The organism is Natronococcus sp. A-GB7 (assembly GCF_029688865.1).
GTDB lineage: Archaea > Halobacteriota > Halobacteria > Halobacteriales > Natrialbaceae > Natronococcus.
Genome location: NZ_JARUKV010000018.1, coordinates 22710 through 39656, shown reverse-complemented (window position 1 = coordinate 39656; position 16947 = coordinate 22710). Strand labels below are relative to the sequence as shown.

The 16947-nt window shown below is 66.0% G+C and carries 18 protein-coding genes; 7 read left to right on the top strand and 11 right to left on the bottom strand.

What is annotated here, in order from left to right:
- Positions 1 to 48: 48 nt before the first annotated feature.
- Together paaK and QA609_RS16090 are read left to right on the top strand one after the other, a co-directional pair.
- Positions 49 to 1332 (top strand): phenylacetate--CoA ligase PaaK, encoded by a 1284-nt coding sequence (gene paaK, locus QA609_RS16095; protein WP_278303624.1) that lies wholly within the window; start codon positions 49 to 51, stop codon positions 1330 to 1332.
- Positions 1333 to 1398: 66 nt separating this feature from the next.
- The gene (locus tag QA609_RS16090; RefSeq protein WP_278303623.1) at positions 1399 to 1785 is read left to right on the top strand and encodes a PaaI family thioesterase; all 387 of its coding nucleotides are present in this window, start codon (positions 1399 to 1401) and stop codon (positions 1783 to 1785) included.
- Positions 1786 to 1812: 27 nt separating this feature from the next.
- On the opposite strand, the gene QA609_RS16085 is transcribed toward QA609_RS16090, so the two are convergent.
- Positions 1813 to 2820 (bottom strand): LLM class flavin-dependent oxidoreductase, encoded by a 1008-nt coding sequence (locus tag QA609_RS16085; protein ID WP_278303622.1) that lies wholly within the window; start codon positions 2818 to 2820, stop codon positions 1813 to 1815.
- A gap of 156 nt (positions 2821 to 2976) precedes the next feature.
- Complete coding sequence (locus QA609_RS16080; protein WP_278303621.1) at positions 2977 to 4251, bottom strand: M24 family metallopeptidase; 1275 nt, start codon at positions 4249 to 4251, stop codon at positions 2977 to 2979.
- Positions 4252 to 4348: 97 nt separating this feature from the next.
- Here QA609_RS16080 and QA609_RS16075 point away from each other — a divergent pair, with 97 nt between their 5' ends.
- Positions 4349 to 4552: a hypothetical protein gene (locus QA609_RS16075; protein WP_278303620.1), complete on the top strand. Its 204-nt coding sequence runs from the start codon at positions 4349 to 4351 to the stop codon at positions 4550 to 4552.
- A gap of 11 nt (positions 4553 to 4563) precedes the next feature.
- On the opposite strand, the gene QA609_RS16070 is transcribed toward QA609_RS16075, so the two are convergent.
- The 4 genes from QA609_RS16070 to QA609_RS16055 all read right to left on the bottom strand — a co-directional run bounded on the left by QA609_RS16070 (position 4564) and on the right by QA609_RS16055 (position 9765).
- Complete coding sequence (locus QA609_RS16070) at positions 4564 to 6591, bottom strand: primary-amine oxidase (RefSeq protein WP_278303619.1); 2028 nt, start codon at positions 6589 to 6591, stop codon at positions 4564 to 4566.
- A gap of 135 nt (positions 6592 to 6726) precedes the next feature.
- Positions 6727 to 7695, bottom strand: coding sequence for an NAD(P)-dependent oxidoreductase (locus tag QA609_RS16065; RefSeq protein WP_278303618.1), 969 nt, complete (start codon positions 7693 to 7695; stop codon positions 6727 to 6729).
- Positions 7696 to 7750: 55 nt separating this feature from the next.
- Complete coding sequence (locus QA609_RS16060; protein ID WP_278303617.1) at positions 7751 to 9448, bottom strand: thiamine pyrophosphate-binding protein; 1698 nt, start codon at positions 9446 to 9448, stop codon at positions 7751 to 7753.
- Positions 9445 to 9765 carry an EthD family reductase gene (locus tag QA609_RS16055; protein ID WP_278303616.1) on the bottom strand — a complete coding sequence of 107 codons (321 nt, stop codon included), beginning with the start codon at positions 9763 to 9765 and terminating at the stop codon, positions 9445 to 9447. Before QA609_RS16055 ends, QA609_RS16060 begins: the two co-directional genes overlap by 4 nt.
- Before the next feature lie 118 nt (positions 9766 to 9883).
- Between QA609_RS16055 and QA609_RS16050 the strand changes: the two genes are divergently transcribed.
- From QA609_RS16050 to QA609_RS16035, 4 genes are all read left to right on the top strand, one after another.
- Entirely contained in the window at positions 9884 to 10351 is a 468-nt protein-coding gene (locus QA609_RS16050) for a VOC family protein (RefSeq protein WP_278303615.1), read from the top strand.
- A 63-nt stretch (positions 10352 to 10414) separates the two neighbouring features.
- Positions 10415 to 11137 (top strand): EthD domain-containing protein, encoded by a 723-nt coding sequence (locus tag QA609_RS16045; protein WP_278303614.1) that lies wholly within the window; start codon positions 10415 to 10417, stop codon positions 11135 to 11137.
- A gap of 5 nt (positions 11138 to 11142) precedes the next feature.
- Positions 11143 to 11736 (top strand): HD domain-containing protein, encoded by a 594-nt coding sequence (locus QA609_RS16040; RefSeq protein WP_278303613.1) that lies wholly within the window; start codon positions 11143 to 11145, stop codon positions 11734 to 11736.
- A 61-nt stretch (positions 11737 to 11797) separates the two neighbouring features.
- Positions 11798 to 12565: an IclR family transcriptional regulator gene (locus QA609_RS16035; protein WP_278303612.1), complete on the top strand. Its 768-nt coding sequence runs from the start codon at positions 11798 to 11800 to the stop codon at positions 12563 to 12565.
- Positions 12566 to 13145: 580 nt separating this feature from the next.
- Here the strand turns inward: QA609_RS16035 and gfo6 are convergent.
- Genes gfo6 through QA609_RS16010 form a run of 5 tightly spaced genes read right to left on the bottom strand, consistent with a single transcriptional unit; the run spans position 13146 to position 16946 of the window.
- Positions 13146 to 14216 carry a D-xylose 1-dehydrogenase Gfo6 gene (gfo6, locus tag QA609_RS16030; protein WP_278303611.1) on the bottom strand — a complete coding sequence of 357 codons (1071 nt, stop codon included), beginning with the start codon at positions 14214 to 14216 and terminating at the stop codon, positions 13146 to 13148.
- Positions 14217 to 14251: 35 nt separating this feature from the next.
- Positions 14252 to 14680 carry a universal stress protein gene (locus QA609_RS16025; RefSeq protein WP_278303610.1) on the bottom strand — a complete coding sequence of 143 codons (429 nt, stop codon included), beginning with the start codon at positions 14678 to 14680 and terminating at the stop codon, positions 14252 to 14254.
- 47 nt (positions 14681 to 14727) lie between these two features.
- Positions 14728 to 15693, bottom strand: a complete 966-nt coding sequence (locus QA609_RS16020) for a hypothetical protein (protein WP_278303609.1) — start codon at positions 15691 to 15693, stop codon at positions 14728 to 14730.
- Between the two features lie 47 nt (positions 15694 to 15740).
- Positions 15741 to 16490, bottom strand: coding sequence for a hypothetical protein (locus QA609_RS16015; RefSeq protein WP_278303608.1), 750 nt, complete (start codon positions 16488 to 16490; stop codon positions 15741 to 15743).
- A 45-nt stretch (positions 16491 to 16535) separates the two neighbouring features.
- Entirely contained in the window at positions 16536 to 16946 is a 411-nt protein-coding gene (locus QA609_RS16010) for a hypothetical protein (RefSeq protein ID WP_278303607.1), read from the bottom strand.
- Between the last annotated feature and the right edge of the window lies 1 nt (position 16947).

The window sequence follows — 16947 nt, the reverse complement described above, 5'->3', positions numbered from 1 at the left end:
CCGGGGATCAAAACTTTGGTACTCGGTGTCGTGGGTTCGGGACGAGCCATGGCAGGTACCACCGAGCGAGCCGCTCGCGAGGAGCGCCGGGAGCTGCAGTCCGAGCGGCTCCGCGACACCGTCGCTCACGCCTACGAGAACGTCCCGTTCTACTGTGAGCGGCTCGACGAGGCCGGAGTCTCGCCCGAGGACGTCCAGTCGGTCGACGACCTCGAGCGGCTGCCGTTCACGACGAAGGAGGATTTCCGCGACGAGTATCCGGACGGCCTCTTCGCCGTCGACGGCGACGAACTCCTGCGTATCCACGCCTCGTCGGGCACGACTGGCAAACCCAAGATCGTCGGCTACACCGAGCGCGACCTCGAGCTGTGGGACGAGGTGATGGCTCGGTCGCTGGAAGCCGCGGGGATCGAATCGGGAGACACCGTCCAGAACGCCTACGGCTACGGCCTCTTCACCGGCGGCCTGGGGTTCCACGGCGGTGCCGAGGCCCTCGGCGCGACGGTGATCCCGTCGGGAAGCGGGAACACCCAGCGACAGGTCGAACTCGCCCGCGACCTCGAGAGCGACGCCATCGCCTGTACCCCCTCGTACGCGCTGTACTTCGCCGAGACCGCCCGCGAGATGGGTGTCGATCCCCGCGAGCTGCCGCTCTCGACGGTGCTCTACGGCGCCGAACCCTGTACGGAGCCGATGCGCGAGGCGATCGAGGAGCACCTCGGTGCGATCGGGATCGAGAACTACGGGCTCTCGGAGCTGATCGGTCCGGGCGTCGCCGTCGAGTGTCGCGAGGCCCAGAACGGGATGCACGTCTGGGAGGATCACTTCTACCCCGAGGTCGTCGATCCGAAGACGGGCGAGACCCTCCCCGAGGGCGAGGAGGGCGAGCTGGTGTTGACCTCACTGTCGAAGGAAGCCCTGCCCGTCCTCCGGTATCGGACCGGTGATCTCACGTCGCTCACGTTCGACGAGTGTGCGTGCGGTCGGACGACTGTCCGGATGGGCAGCGTCACGGGCCGGGCTGACGACCGACTCATCGTCCGTGGGGCCAACCTGTACCCGAGCCAGATCGAGGACGTCGTCCTCGAGTTCGACGCGGTGGCGCCGTACTACCGGATCGACCTCTCCCGCGAGGACGAACTGGATCGGCTGGCGCTGACCGTCGAGCTGACGGAGGGGTTCGACGGCGACCGCGAGGCGCTCCGGGAGGCGGTCCTCGAGCGGCTGCGGAACGTCCTCTCCATCCGACCCGACGTCCTCGAACTGGTCGAGTACGGAACGATCGAGCGGACGGAGGTAGGGAAGGTCAAGCGCGTCTACGATCACCGCTGACGCGCTCGATCCGGGGATCGCGAGCGGTCTGCTACTTTTATTAGGATTCGTACGGCACCGTGTTGCATGGATATCGAAGCGTTCTTCGAGGGGATGCCCTTTGCGTCCCTGCTGGGAATCGAGATCACGGAGTGTGCCGACGGCTACGCCGAGGGACGTCTCGAGATGCGCGAGGAGCTCTCCTGGAACGAGGACGAACTGATGGCCCACGGCGGCGTCACGTTCACGCTAGCCGACACCGTCGGCGGCGCGGCGCTAGTCTCGCTGGTCGACCAGCCCGTCCCGACGATCGACATGCGTATCGACTACCTCAGCGCGGGGACGGGCGATCTCTACGCCGAGGCCGACGTGGTGCGCTGTGGCAGCGACGTCGGGACCGTCGACGTCGAGGTCTACACGGCAGAGGAGGATACACTGATCGCCGACGCTCGAGGCGTCTACAAAACCGGTTAGTTCTGTTCGACCGCGATTCGACTCGAGTTACCGGAGTTCGGGTGCGACCTCGTCGCCGAGCCGATGGACACAGTCGACCGTCTCCTCGGTGTCGACGCCGGGGTAATACGTCCGAAGGATGAAGTGGACGTCGTCGCCCAGCGCCTCGCGGTAGGTCTCGAGTTCGTCGGCGACCTGCTCGGGCGTGCCGAAGATGGCCTGCTCCTTCAGTTCCCCCTTGCGCTCCTCGTCGAGTTCGTCGACCGACTCGCCCGAGAAGATCTCCGCGTAGCGGCGCTGGAGGTAGAAGTAGCCGTCGCGCATCGCCTCCCAGGCCGCCTCGCGGGAGTCGCCGACCCAGCCGTGCTGGAGGACGTAGATCGTGAACTCTTCCTCGAGTCCCTCCGCCTCGCGAACGGTCCGGATGTCCGCGACGCGTTTCTCGACGCCCTCGAGCGAGAGTGCGGACGGGGCACACCAGCCGTCACCGACTCTGGCCGCGCGCCTGACGGCGGGTTTGGCCGCGCCCCCGAGCATAACCGGCACGTCCCCACCGACGGGCTTCGGCGTGATCGAGACGTCCGTCGGCACGTCGTGGAAGTCGGCGTCGTACTCGAGGTCACCCTCGCTCCAGGCGCCTCGCAGAAACGGAACGAGATCCGCGAGCCGTTCGGCGCGTTCCTCGCGCGGAACGTCGAAGACGTCGAACTCCCGCGGGTTCGAACCGATGGCGAGCCCGAGCGTGAGCCGTCCGCTCGAGAGCAGGTCGACGGTTGCCGAATCTTCGGCGAGCCGGATCGGGTCGTACAGCGGCCCGAGCGCGACGCAGCTGCCGATCTCGAGGTCGTCGCTCTCGGCGGCCATCGCCCCCAGCGTCGGCATCGTCCCTGAAAGGTAGCCGTCTTCCTCGAAGTGGTGTTCGGACACCCACGCGCTGTCCAGGCCCGCGTCCTCGATCTCGCGAGTCAGCCGCAGAACCTCGTCGTACAGTGCGCTGGGCTCGCGGTCGTCGCCGGGCCGCCGCTGGGCGGTAAAGAGGCCAGTCCCGAGTTTCATACTCACCGTATCACCGGGACTCGGTATAATTGTTAGCGAACCAGCTAGTGATGGTATTCCAGTTCGATGTGAGTCACTCTCCGCCGTTGAGCGAGTTGTCGAAACGAGCGACGCATACTACCCCGAGTACAGAGGCAGGCAGACGTTACAGCGCGTTCAGTAGTCGATAACGGTGATCTCCTCGACGGGCCACTGGCTCAGGATCTCGACGCCGTCCGATCGAACGACGACCATCTCCTCGACGCGGACGCCCTGCCGGCCCGCGGGCTCCTGGGTCTCGACGGCCATCGTCATCCCCTCCTCGATCTCGATGGGGTGGTCCGGCGAGAGCCCCCGCCAGATCAGCGGGACCTCGTACAGCTGCAGGCCGAGCCCGTGGGCCCAGTGGTTGGTCGTCAGCTGCCAGTGTTCCTCGGCGTCGTAGTAGTCGGCGTGCTCGCCCTCCATATCGGGGAAGCCCTGTGCGATCTCGTCGGTCGTCGCACCGGGTTCGATCCGCTCGAGGACGTCGTAGAGGTTGTCCCGGGCTGTCTCGTAGGCCCGTTTCTGCTCCTCGGTCGGCTCGCCCATCGAGAAGGTGCGGTAGTAGCAGGATCGATAGCCCAGATAGCCGATGTTGTAGAAGTCGGCGTAGACGAGGTCGCCGGGCCGGATCGCCCGGTCGGTCGTGTTGGCCTGGTGTTTCGGCCAGGTGTTCGGCCCGGAGGTGAGGTATCCTCCGCCGACGAAGGCGCCGTGGCGCCAGAGTTCTTGCACGGCTTCGCCCCAGACCTCGTTCTCGCGCTTTCCGGGCCTCGCGGACTCTTTGATCCGCTGGAAGCCGGCCTCGCAGATCGCCGCGACCTGGCGCAGGCACTCGATCTCCTCGGTGGTCTTGATCTTCCGGGCGTCTTCCATCACCGACTGCGCAGTTTCGGGGTCGGTCTCGAGGCCGCGGTCCTCGAGAGCCTCGAGCAGTCCCCGGTTGCCGACATCGACGCCGAGTTTCTCGTCGGCGACGCCGTACTCCTCCATGGCCTCGTGGACCGTCTCGGCCATCGTCGACAGCAGGAACCGTCGCGCCGACGCGCTGCCGGAGGCGCGAGGCACGTTGCCGAGTCCGGGACAGGCGTACCGGATGTCGTGGAGCCAGGGGCAGTTCGCCTGCTGGTTGCTCGCGTGGTCGGCAGTGTCCCAGTGGACGACGTCGCCGTCCTCGGTGAGCAGGGTGTAGTGGTCGGCGCCACTGCCGCCGGTCATCGCCAGCCCGGTCACGTACCGGATGTTCGGATCCGAGAGGAGCAACATTGCGCCGAGGTCGGTCTCCTGCAGCCGGGAGAGCGCCCGCTCCTTGCGCTCCTCGCGCAGCCGCTGGGTGTCGATCCGTTCCTCCCAGTCGACGGCCTGGGTGCCCAGCGTTCCCTCCATGTAGTCGCGGTCGTGGAACGTCATGGGGTGACGTATCAGGGGAATCTACTAAATCGTACCGCTGTCGGGTGGCTGGGAAGCGATGCCACGGTATAAGGGCCCTGACGTGGTACGGCACCACATGCCAGTTCCCGGATACGACCCGGAAGACATCGACGACGCCCTCGAGTCGCTCCTCGAGGACGACGAGATCGAAGACTATCTGGACGAGGAACAGCTCGAGGCGTACCGAAACGGCGGCGAGGACCTGGTCGACCTGCTTGAGGGTGACGAGGTCCGTCGTATCCTGGATCGGAAGGAGGGGTCGATCGACGCCCCCGACTGAGTCACGATGAGTCAGTCGTCGTCCGCGTCGGCCGAGCAACCCTCGCCGTGGCCCGGGACGTCCTGGCCCTCGATCGCGTGCTGAGGCGGGACGTCGATCGCCGGGCTCTCCTCGAAGAAGTTGACCGGTTGCAGCTTGAAGCTGTAGACCTGCACCGGGAGGATCGGCCAGTCCTCGGGCCGCGTGACGTGGTTCACCCCGAGCGTATACCACAGGACGAGGTCCTCCGCCTCGAGGTCACGGTCCGCCGCGGTCCACGCCGGGAGCCCCGCGCCGCCGGGATGCTGGTTCGGGTACCGACCCGACGGATACCGTTCGTCCTCGCGGAAGGGCGTTGCCCACAGGTGGTACTTAATGAACCCGGAGCGTTTCATCACGCTCGAGTCGGGCTGGACCGCCGCCTCGACGTTGCCGCCGGGCATCAGTCGGTAGCCGGTCGGTTTGTCGAGCCGGTTCGTCTCCTCGGGGTTGACGACCTGCCAGTAGCGTCCCTTCAGCGGGTCGATCAGCTCCTTCGCCACCTCCTCGCTCGCCAGTTTCTCGCGGCTCGCGTAGAAGGCGTTCCCGCCGGGGTTGTGGGTGCGGTCGTCGGCCTCGCCCATCGGATCGAGACCACCCGGGCCAGCGGGAACCTGCTGGTTCTCGACACGGTACAGCGAGTTCGGGCCGTCGTCGACGTTCACGTCCAGCCGGAAGTTGAAGAAGTGCTGGTGGATCGGGCCGTTGAGCTGCGGGGCGACGAGTTCGCCGTACCCCGACGGGTCCTCGTCCGGACCGACGGCGGAGACGCTGTCGATTCCAGTCAGCCGGACCTCGACCTCCATCGAGGCGTCCTGGTAGAAGTACCAGTTGAAGATGTAGTCGTAGTTGCCCACGGCGGCGACGAAGGAGACGACCAGCCGCCGGCGCCTGCGGACCTCGTCGCTTCCGGTTCGCCAGTCGCTTCGCTCCCAGAGCGTGCCGTTGTCCTCCTCGTGGAGACAGATCGCGTTCTCGAGGACGTTCGCCTCGCCCCCGGCGGTGTTCATGACGGCGTCCCAGTAGTGCATGTGGCCGAGGCAGTCACAGCCGTTGGTCAGCGACTTCGTGAGGCGACCGATGTTGTACTCGCCGACGTCCATCGCGTTCTTGAACCGGTCGTTGATGTCCGTCGTCCCGTACGGCACGGACATCTCGGCACACGACGCGCGGTCGATGATCGAGCGCACCTCGCCGTCGTCCTCGTAGCCGACGTCGTACAGGACGAGCCCCTCGCGCTGGGTCCAGCCGACGCGCATGTGCCACCCCTGCCACTCGAGCTTCTGGCCCTCGACGCTCCAGCTCGGCCCGTCCGGCTGGTCGACGTTGTACGCGGTCAGGTCCTCGCGCAGGTCGACATCGTCCTCGCGGTAGGCCATCCCCTCGGGCGGGAGCGGGTCGTCCTCGTCCGGTGAACCGTAGTCGACGACTTTCACGACTTCCATTCGGTCGAGGTCGACGAAGGTGTGGACGCCGGTCACCGGCCTGGCGTACCCCTCGTCGCCGTCGTCCTCGCTCGGCCGGAGGAAGGTGAGTCCGTGTGCTAACCGTTTCGAGCGATCGACGTCCTCGGGGACGAACTCGTGGCCGACCGACCACGGGTCGACCATCGCCCGATCGGTGTTCTCGATCGCGCGGCGCTCGAGGGCCGCCTGCCACTCCGCGTTCCCCTTGACCGTCTCCTCGCAGGCGATGAACTCCTCGATCGCGATCGAGGGCTGGGCACCCTCGACGTGCTCCCAGGAGACGACGGCGTCCTCGTCCAGCGAGACGACCGCTTCGATCGTCCTCCGCTCGGCACCGTCCCTGATGACGATCCGCGCTCGGCGGTCCGGAGCGTCGCCGCCGTCGTCGTACGCCGCGAGCGCGTCCTTCGTCGGCTCCGCCAGTTCGATCTTGATACAGAGACTCGAGTCGCCGAGCTCCAGTTCGTTCGTCAGAATCCCGTAAGCCGACTCGATCTCGTCCGGTGAGAGCGGGTCGAGCGGGTGATCCGCCGCTGGCGTGTGTTCGAGTGCCATGGTCCTGGCACGACGACTACCAATAAATAGGTTGCAGGCGACTGCCAGTCCTCGATTACCGTGCGGGATCGGGGCGGTCGTCACGGGCAGCCGTGGACCCCGGTTCGAAGACGTCGGGAGCAGCCGGCCGAGCGACTACACGGGCTCGAGTCCCGCCTCCTCCCGGAGGACGTTGATGTACTTCCGGAAGCCCGACTCGAGGTCGTAGGCGGGTTCGTAGCCCAGATCTTCCTGAGCCTTGGTCATATCGAGGTTCTGCGTCCACGGGAGTTCGCCGTCATCGGAGACCTCGAGATCGGCGTCGGGAACGATCGATTCGACGGTTTCGGCCGCCTCCCGAACCGTCGCCAGCACGCCGCGGACGTTGTAGATGCGCTGGGTCAGCTCCGACTCCGGAGTGAAGGCCGCCTTCCGGAACGCCTGGGCGATGTCCTCGACGTGTTGCCAGTCGATCGCCTGGTCGCCGTACTCGACGCTGTAGGACTCGCCGAGTGCAGGTTTCTCGATGATGTTCGCGAGGAACGCCGATCCGCCGGTCTCGCGGTAGGGGCCGTAGGCGACCGTCGGACGGAGCGCGACGTGGTCGAGGTCGTAGTCCTCGTGGTAGACCCGCGCCTGGTGTTCGTTGTACTCCTTGGTCGCGCCGTAGAGCGTATCCGGATACAGGAGTTCGTCCTCGTCGACCCACTCGGCGTCGTAGTTGTGCGGCGGAGCGTACGCCGCCGCCGAGGACGCCCACGCGACGCGCTCGACCTGATCGTCGAGGATGCGGGCGGCCTCGAGGACGTTGTTCGTCCCCACGATGTTCACGTCGGCCGCGCTCCGGGGGTTCTCCCGGGCGGTCGTCGTCAGCAGTGCGGCGAGGTGGACGACGTGGGTCGCCCCTGTCTCCCTGACCGCGCGGATCACGTCCGTCGGCTCGGAGACGTCGCCGCGTCGCACCGCGGCGTCGTCAGCGACGCCGAGTTTCTCGAGGATCTCCGTGTCGGTCGAAAGGTCGTAGGCCACGACGTCGTGGCCGTGCTCGAGCAGATCCTGTACCACGTAGGAACCGATGAAGCCGGTTCCGCCAGTTACCAGCACGGTCGCGTTGTCGTCGGTCATGTGTTCGAGGTATGTCGATAGTTCACGTATAGGTTGGTGGTCGTCCGGGCCGGTGCTACTCGTGGAGTCCGCCGACCGACTCGTAGAACGAGGAGGAAAGTTCCTCGGCCATCTCCTCCTCACGATCGATCCGGACGTCGATGACGTGCGGGGTGTCCGCGTCCTTCGCCTCCGCGAGCGCGGTGGCGAATTCGTCGGGTTCGGTCACCCGGCACCCGACCGCGCCGAACGCCTCGGCGACTTTCACGAAGTCGGTGTCGTGGAACTCGACGCCCGCGATGTCGCCCTCGTCGTGTTGCATCTGGCGGACCATCCCGAGGCTGGTGTCGTTCAGCACGACGAACGTCGGCGCGACGCCGTACTCGACGGCCGTCTCGACGCTGTTCATCGTCATCGAGAACCCGCCGTCGCCCGCAACGGCGATCACGTCTTTCCCGGTGGTGAGCGCCGCTGACACCGCGGCCGGGTTCGCCCACCCCATTCCACCGACGCCGCCGCTGCCGAAGTAGGTGCGGACGGCTGGCGTCTGGAGGTAGTACAGCAGCCAGAACCGGTTGTTCCCGGAGTCGGCAGTAACGATCGTCTCCTCGTCGACGACGCGTTGAATCTCCTTGGCCGCGCGCTGGGGTTTGATCGGGGCCGCGTCGTCCTCGCACTCGGGCGCGGTGAACCACTCCCGGGCCTCGGCCGCCCGCTCGAGCGCCCACCCGTTCTCCCCGCTCCCGGCGTCGGCGAGCGCCTCCAGAGTCGCCTTCGCGTCGCCGATCAGGCCGACGTCGGCGGGGTAGACCCAGCCGGCGTTGCGAGCGTCGACGTCGGCGTGGACGATCGTCTGCTCCTCCGGACGGATAAAATCGGGCGCCTGCCAGTTGGTGTCCATCGGGTTCAGCCGACAGCCGACCACGAGCAACGTGTCGGCCTCGCTGACGACCCGGTTGGCGCCCTCGTGGCCGAACGATCCCATGACGCCTGCGGCGCGGTCGTCGGTCTCCGGGTACGTCGACTTCCCCAGGTAGGAGGTGACGACGGCACAGTCGTAGGCGTCGGCGACCGCGGCGAGCTCGTCGTACGCTCTCGCTGCGTGGATCCCGTTGCCCGCGACGATCACGGGCCTGGCCGCGTCCTCGAGCGCCTCGACTGCCCTCGCGACGTCTTCGGGGGTCGGTGCGGCGTCCCAGGTCCGGACCTGTCCGGTCGCCTCCCACGCGGGCGGGGTCGGGTCGTCGGGTACTACGTCGGTGATCGCCCCTCCGTCTAGGACGACCGCGGTGGGACCGGGCCGGCCGGCGACGGCGTGTTTGAACGCCAGTTGCGTGCTCCGGAGCGTCTCGATCGGCGTCCGGGGGAACCACCACTCCTTTGCGACGCCGTCGAGGATCTTCGGGAGGCTGAACCCGCCGTAATCGCCCCGGGCCTGCTGGTAGGGCGCCAACGTCGAGTACTCGCCTCGTTCGGAGGCCTCGGTGAGCACGACCATCGGCGAGGAGCCGAGCCGTGCCTCCAGCTGTCCCATCAGCCCCAGGCTCCCGATCCACGGCCCCTGCCCCGTGAGCACTCCCGGGTTCCCGGTGAGTCGGCCGTACGCCTCGGCCATGACGCTGGCCTCGCGCTCGTCACGGGGTCGGACGAGGTCGATCTCCGACTCCGGCAGGTGCTCGAGCAGTTCGATCGCGCGCCCACCGGGGTAACCGAAGACGTACTCGACGCCCAGTTCCTCGAGGGTGTCGACGAGTGCGGCGGCGGTGGTCGTCATCCCTCGTCGACGTGGACCGTCTCCTCGACGATCATGCGCTCGCCGGCGTCGAAGTCGACGTAGTCGGCGGCGTCGGCTATGACCGCTTGGCCCGTTTCGGAGTCGAAGGCGTGCTCGAGCGCAGCCATGTCCTCGAAGGCGAGCTCGAGCACGCCGTCGTACTCGACGGCGTCGGGGTTCGTCGGAACGGACGTGGTGTAGCGCTTCAGCCCGGGCAGGTCGCGCGCGAGGTCGGCATGGTCGCCCTGCCACCACTCGACGAACTCCTCGTGGCTGTACTCGTCCTTCCGGACCAGAAACTCGACCTGTTTGAGCATCTACCTACGCTGTCGGGTGCTCCCGACTTTGTTCTATCGGTGTGACGTGTTGCCCTCGGGCGCGATACCTGCCTGCATCTCCCAAACAGCTATGTGAGATCCGCGGACTCTCGGAACTATGTCCGAGATGCCAGCGGTACGCGTCGACCACGTCGGGATCGCCGTCGAGTCGATCGAGGAGGCCGAGGAGCTGCTGTTCGCGCTCGGCTGCGAGAAGATCCACGAGGAGCGAAGCGAGTACGGGTCGTTCACCTGGGCGACGTACGTGTTAGGGGGTGCTTCACGACTCGAGCTCATCGCCCCGCAGGAGGGATCGGAGTCGTTTCTGACCGAGTTTCTCGAGCGAAACGGTCCCGGCCTTCACCACGTCACGCTCGAGGCCGCGGATCTCGATCGGGCCGTCGCCGCGCTCGAGAAGCGGGGCGTCACCGTCGTCGACCGCGCCGAGTTCGAACACTGGACGGAGGCGTTTCTCCCGCCGAGTAACCCGACCGGCGCCCTGTTTCAGTTGATGGAGTACCACGACGGCTACGCCGAGACGCGGGCGGCGGGCGAGCGGCTGTTCGTGGGCGGCGGTCGGCTCTGAGAAGGTCCGGGAAGCGGTCATGGGCCTCATGGTTTATTATCCTATACCGAAAACCACCGTTCGATGTACAAGCACGTCGCCCTCCTCGTCCGCCAGGAGGGGATGAGCCACGAGGAGTTCGTCGACTACTGGCAGACCGAGCACACCCCGATCGCCCGCGAGATCGACGGCGTCGTGCGCTACCAGCAGGTCCTCCCCACGGAGCCCGATCACGCCGAGTTCGACGGGATCGCCGAGCTCTACTTCGAGGACCTCGAGAAACTACACGACGCGCTCGGCAGTGAGGGGTCGCGGGACTACGACCCCGACCGCGGAAAAGCAAAGGAAGCCCGCGAGGACGTCGACAACTTCCTCGCGATCGACGAACGTCCTCGGTTCATCGGCGAAGAGATCGTCCAGAAGGACGAGGTCGACGGCGATACGGACGGGCTCTACAAGCACTCCGCGTTCCTCGTCCGTCAGGAGGGAATGAGCCACGAGGAGTTCGTCGACTACTGGCAGACGAACCACACGCCGATCGCCCGCGAGATCGACGGCGTCGTCAAGTACAACACCGTCCTTCCGACCGACCCCGACAACGCCGAGTTCGACGGCGTCGCCGAGCTCTACTTCGAGGATCTCGAGAAACTGTACGACGCGCTCGGCAGCGAGGGATCGCGCGACTACGACCCCGAGAAGGGGAAGGCAAAGGAGGCCCGCGAGGACGTCGACAACTTCCTCGCGATCGACGAGCGTCCGCGGTTCATCGGTCGGGAGCGACTCGTCAAACGCGAGGGCGAGCGCTGATCGCGATGACCGATTCCGACTTCGATCGGCAGGTCCGCGAGGCGTATCCCGAACTCGAGGAGATCGAGGACGCCGACCTCCGCGAGCGCGTCGTCGAGGCGTGGGTACTCGGCCTGGAGCGCGGTGGCTGGCGCGACGTCGAGGACGTCCCCTACGCCTGGAACATCCAGGAGGTCACGAACGTCGAACACGTCCGGGGAGTCACGCGCATCGCGCTCGAGAGCGCCCGCGAGCAGCGGGAGTTCCACGGCGCCGACCCGGACGTCGACACGGTCGCCGCCGCGTGTCTCCTCCACGACGTCGGGAAGTGCTACGAGTATCCCGACCACGTCGACGACGCCCTGCTCGAGGAGCCCGATCCGCGGTACGTCAGCGAGGAGATTCCCCACTCCATCTCGGGGTACGCGCTGGCCCACGAGGTCGGCTGTCCGCTCGCCGTCCAGCGAGCGATCCCCCACTTCCTCGGCGAAGTCCCGAAACGGACGCTCGAAGCGGAACTCGTCAAGAGCGCGAACTCGGCGTCCTCGAACGCGATCACGCAGGCGACGATGGGAATCACGCTCCAGGAGTGGGTCGAGGAGTACTCCCAGACCACGTGAGCGAGCGGACCGTTCGAATAGCGGGAACAAACCTTTTGTCGGCACGCTCACCAGTACTAGTATGGAAACCGAACCGGGGTACAGACCGGTCGAGACCGTCGAGACGGCCCTCGAGATCGTCGCCCTGCTCAAACGCCGGGATCGAGCCGGCGTGACAGCGATCGCGGACGAACTCGGAATCGCGAAGAGCACCGCGTCCCGCCACGCCCGAACGCTCGAGGACCGGGGCGTCGTCGTCCGGGAGGACGGGGCCTACCGGCTCGGAACGTGGTTTCTCGACTACGGGACCTACGTTCGGAATCGGCGACCCGTCTTCGAGGCGGCGAAGCCGAAGGTCGACGAACTCGCCGCGGAGACCGACGAGAAGGTCTGGTGCGTGATCGAGGAGCACGGCGTCGGCGTCCACATCTACGGCGCCGAGGGGCGCCACTCGGTTCGGACTCACGCTCGAGTCGGCAGGCGAACCCCGCTACACCAGTTCGCCGCGGGAAAGGCGATCCTCGCGCACCTGCCCGAGGAGCGGATCGAGACGATCCTCGAGGAACACGGGCTCGAGGCGGCGACCGACAAGACGATCACCGACCGATCGACGCTCCGGGACCGCCTCGAGACGGTCCGCGAGCGGGGGTACGCGATCAACCGCGAGGAGTCGGTTCGCGGGGTCTACGCCGTCGGTGCGCCGATCCGATCCGACTCCGGCGACGCCGTCGCGGCGATCAGCGTCGCCGGTCCCGCCAACCGGCTCCGCGGCGAGGTGTTGACCGAGGAGCTACCGGGGCTCCTGCTCGGTGCGACCAACGAGATCGAGGTCAACCTCGCTCACTCCTGACTCGGAGATGTTCGAACTGCTCGAACGGCGTGCGCTCGAGCGATCCATCATCCCGACGATCAGCGAAAGTAATTACGAACATACTTCTGTAATATCCGTTTTTACAGGACGGTGCGCATCCGACCGCGAAGCGGCCGCTCCTCACTGTTCCGATAGTTCGAACGAGAGCCGTATCGGCATCTCGGAGGTCGACGTACTGCTCGGCTCGTCGGCTGGTAGAGTTCGCATAATAATCTGTATTTGTCCCACTATTATACAACACCTTACGAGCGGTATTGCCTGCTCTCCATCCACAGACGACGGAGACGTATAGTTATTCTTTCCGAGAGGTACGAGTCGATCGACGGATCACCACGTTCTACACACGATCCATACATCCACGTTTGGCGCATCTTCGTACCTTTCGTTCCGATTCGGTGGTTCTCTGGTTACCCCGGATAAGTAATCATGGTTCTAATAATACGCTCGTACCGATCCAAACGCTGTCGACGGTCGGTCGAAAGTAGATCAGCAGTATTTTATTAATATCACAATATTATCCACGGTAGCAGCCGACTCGAGCGATCGACAGTCGACGCGTTCAGAGCTCCACCGGCTGCCCTTCGTCGGCGGCCCGGTGTATCGCCTCGATGATACGCATATCCGCGAGACCGTGACGACCGTCGGGGTAGATCTCGCCGTCGGTCAGCACGCGGTCCGCGAAGTAGTCGAACACCTCCCGAACCTCCCGCTGGGCGTCGAACGCCCCGTGTTCGATCTCGACGGAGACGTCGCCGCGGGAGCATTTCAGGGTCGCCTCGCCGTGAAACGCCGGATCGAGCTCGATCGTCCCCTCGGTTCCGGTGAGTTTTAGATGAGTATCCTCGTGGGCGCGCTGGCTCGAGGTCGTGATCACGTGGACGTCGTCCTCGAGCAACAGCGCGGAGGAGGCGCGTTCGTCGGGCACGTCGTCGAACGCCTCGTGGTGGGAGGTCATCTGCGAGGAAACCCGGACGGGCTCTCGTCGGAGCAGGTATCGTGTCGTGTTGATCGAGTAGATGCCCAGATCCATCACGGAGGTTCCGTACCCAGAGAGATCCGAATCGAGGCGCCACTGGTCGTGGTCCGGGTTCATTTCGAGCAGGGGCTGACCGTTCGCACCGTAGACCGAGACGGGCTCGCCGATGAAACCCGAGTCGACGAGCTCCCTCGCCCGACGCACCGCGGGTTCGGTCTGCATGCGGTAGGCGATCATCAGGGGGACGTCACCGTCCTCGCAGGCCTCGACCAGCCGTTCGGCCCGCTCGACGGTCGCCTCCATCGGCTTCTCGCAGAGAACCGCCTTCCCGAGGTCGGCTGCCGTCTCGGCGTACTCGAGGTGGAAGGCGTTCGGCGTGCCGATGTACACGCCGTCGTAGGCGTCGCTCGCCACGCCGTCGTGGTACTGGTCGTAGCTGATGCCGCGTTCGACGTCGTTCTCCTCGGCGAGCCGCTCGGCCTTCTCGGTTGAACTGCTCACAAGTACCGAGACCTCGCCGAGATCCGAGTTCTCGATCGCCGGAATCGCGACGTCGACCGTCCACCAGCCGAGTCCGATCAGCGCGTACCGGACGGTGCCCTCGTCCGTCGTCTGCCAGTCCCGCTCGTCGTAGCCGTCGATCCAGTCGTGCATCTGCAAAAAGGTACTCGGAGGAGGAATAAAACTCCTCACCCGTCGCCGACGACGAGTACCGGTCGCGTCGCGAGCCTGACGACGGCGTCGACGGTGCTCCCGAGCAGGGCTCCCCTGAAATCCGATCGTCCGCGGCTGCCGACGACGATCGCGTCGACACCGCAGTCGTCGGCGTAGGTGACGATCTCCTCGTGTGGGACCCCGACCCGAACGGCCGTCTCGACCGGAACGTCGGCCGCTTCGGCCCGCTCCTCGAGGGTTGCGAGCGACGTCTCGGACCGCTCCCGGAGGTGGCGTTCGACCTCGTCCGGATCGACGATGGCGTTGTCGTACTCGGTTCGGGTCTCGAGGACGGCGACGCCGTACAGCGTCGCCTCGAGTCGGTCCGCGAGATCGATCGCGTGTTCGACGGCTACCGACGCCGTCTCGCTGCCGTCGGTCGCGACGAGGATCGAGTCGTACATACCGGATCTACGCGAACCAGCGACAAAGAGCTACGGACCGTGAACGGCTACCGGTTTCGCTTCGGCATCGTCGAGTGGCGCTTGACCGCGTTCATGTCCGCCCGCTCGTTTGGTGGTGGCGCCATCGTCGAGTGCCGAGACGATTCGCTCGAGCCGAGTCCGTCGTCGCCGGAGCCCAGCAGGCCGTCGTCATCGTCGTCATCGTCATCGTCATCGTCATCGTCCTCGTCTTCGTCGTCGTCGGAGTCCAGGAGTCCGTCGTCTTCATCCTCGTCATCCTCGTCTCCGTCGTCGTCCTCGGAATCCAGAAGATCGCCCGCGGACTCGAGGAGACCGTCCTCTTCGTCCTCCTCGTCCTCGTCCGACCCGTCGTCGGCAGCCGCCGCCAGCTGCTCCCGAACCGACTCGAGGTCCGCGCCGAACTCCTCGACCGACGAACCGACGGCGTCCCGGAGACGCTCCTCGAGTTCGTCGGTCGCACCCTCGTCGTCCCCGTCTTCGTCGTCAGTTGCTTCCTCGTCGTCCGCGGCTTCCTCCTCGTCCTCTGACTCGTCTTCAGCTGTCTCGTCGTCTTCAGCCGCCCCGTCGTCTTCGTCCTCCGACTCGTCCTCGGTATCGCCCTGCTCATCCGCTTCGTCGTCGCCATCGCTGTCGCCCTCCTCGGTTGCCTCGCGGAGCCCGTCGATCGCGGTCCCGAGCTCGCCCTCCTCCTCGCGGTCGCCAAGTTTCGCGAGCCGGACCAGCCGCCGGAGCTCCTCGACGCGTTCGGGCTCGCCCTTGGTGATCGCCTCGGGGACGGTCTCGGGTTCGGTTCCATCCTCGAGCGTGCCCAGCCCGACCGCCTCGAGCAGCTCGCGGGGGTCGGTCGACTCGAGGAGATCGGCTGCCTCCTCGGAGAGCTCGAGCAGCTCGCTGTCGGCGCCGTCGTCGTCGTCCGGAACGGCGAGTGCCCCGCTCTCGGTGCTGGCCTCGTCGAGAATCTCCGCAATACGATCGTAGAGTTCGTCGGTCATGGTTCTGGATCGGGATTAGGTGGAAGCCCCGGTCGATACCGGTGGGACTACGACGAGTCGTCGCCGTCGGATTCCTCGTCGGCGACCGCCTCGATGATCTCGCCGGTCATCTCCTCGCGGCTGAGGTTCGCCTTGACGCCGACGTCCTTGGCGACCGACTGCAGATCCTGGTACGACATCACGCCGAGGAAGTCCTCGAGGGTCTCGCGTCGCAGGTTCTCGAGTTCCTCGACCGACGGCTCCTCCGGGGCCTCGTCCTCGCCGTCGTCTTCGTCGGCAGCGTCCTTGTCGCTTTCGTCGTCCTCGGCTTCGTCGGCTTCTTCGGCTTCCTCGGCTTCCTCGTCCTCGTCGCTCTCGTCCTCGGTTTCGTCGGCTTCGGACTCCTCGTCCTCCGCCTCCGTCGTCTCCTCGTCCTCAGTTTCGTCGGCTTCGGACTCCTCGTCCTCCGCCTCGTCGCCGGTGAGCGCACCGGTCGCCGACGAGAGGGCGTCCTGGCCGACGACGCAGGTGATCGCATCGCGGATCGCCGTCCGGATCGCGGCCACCAGATCCGAGACGAGCTCGCGGAGGCTCTTTCCGTTCTCGATCCCCTCTCGGAGGGTTTCCTGGATATCGCGACCGATCGTCGCGCCGAGTTCGCGACCGAGCTGTTCGCCGAACTGTCTGCCGACGGCCGCACCGACCTCGCCGCCGTCGAGGTTGTCCTCGAGGTTGCCGTCGCCGAGCAGATCGGAAACGTCGACCTGTTCGGTAACCTCGTCGGTAACCATCTGCTTCAGCCCGGAGTCCTCACTCATCGCGCTCACCTCGAGTGGGTCGTAGCGGAGAACTCGGTGTCACGGCTACTCCCCTCCGTCCTCTGAGTCGTCTTCACTCTCCTCGTCTTCGTCGCCGTCTTCGGCCGATTCTTCGTCCTCGTCAGCGGCGTCCTCCTCGTCGTCCTCCGTTTCGTCGTCCTCGGATTCTTCGCCCTCGTCACCGCCTTCGGTCGTCTCTTCGTCTTCGTCCTCGTCGTCCTCACCAGCACTGAGCAGCTCTTCGACGACGAGGTCGCCGATCGTGCGCCCGACCTGCTCGCCGATCTTGCGACCGATGATCGCGCCGATCAACCCACCCAGCGTCTCGCCGATGGGTTCGTCCTCGCTGATCTCGTCTTCCCACTGGGTTCCCTCGATGAGCTCCTCGAGCTCGAGGTTCTCGGTGATCTTGTCGTAGTCGATCTGTTCCGTCAGCGACTGGGATTCCTCACTCATT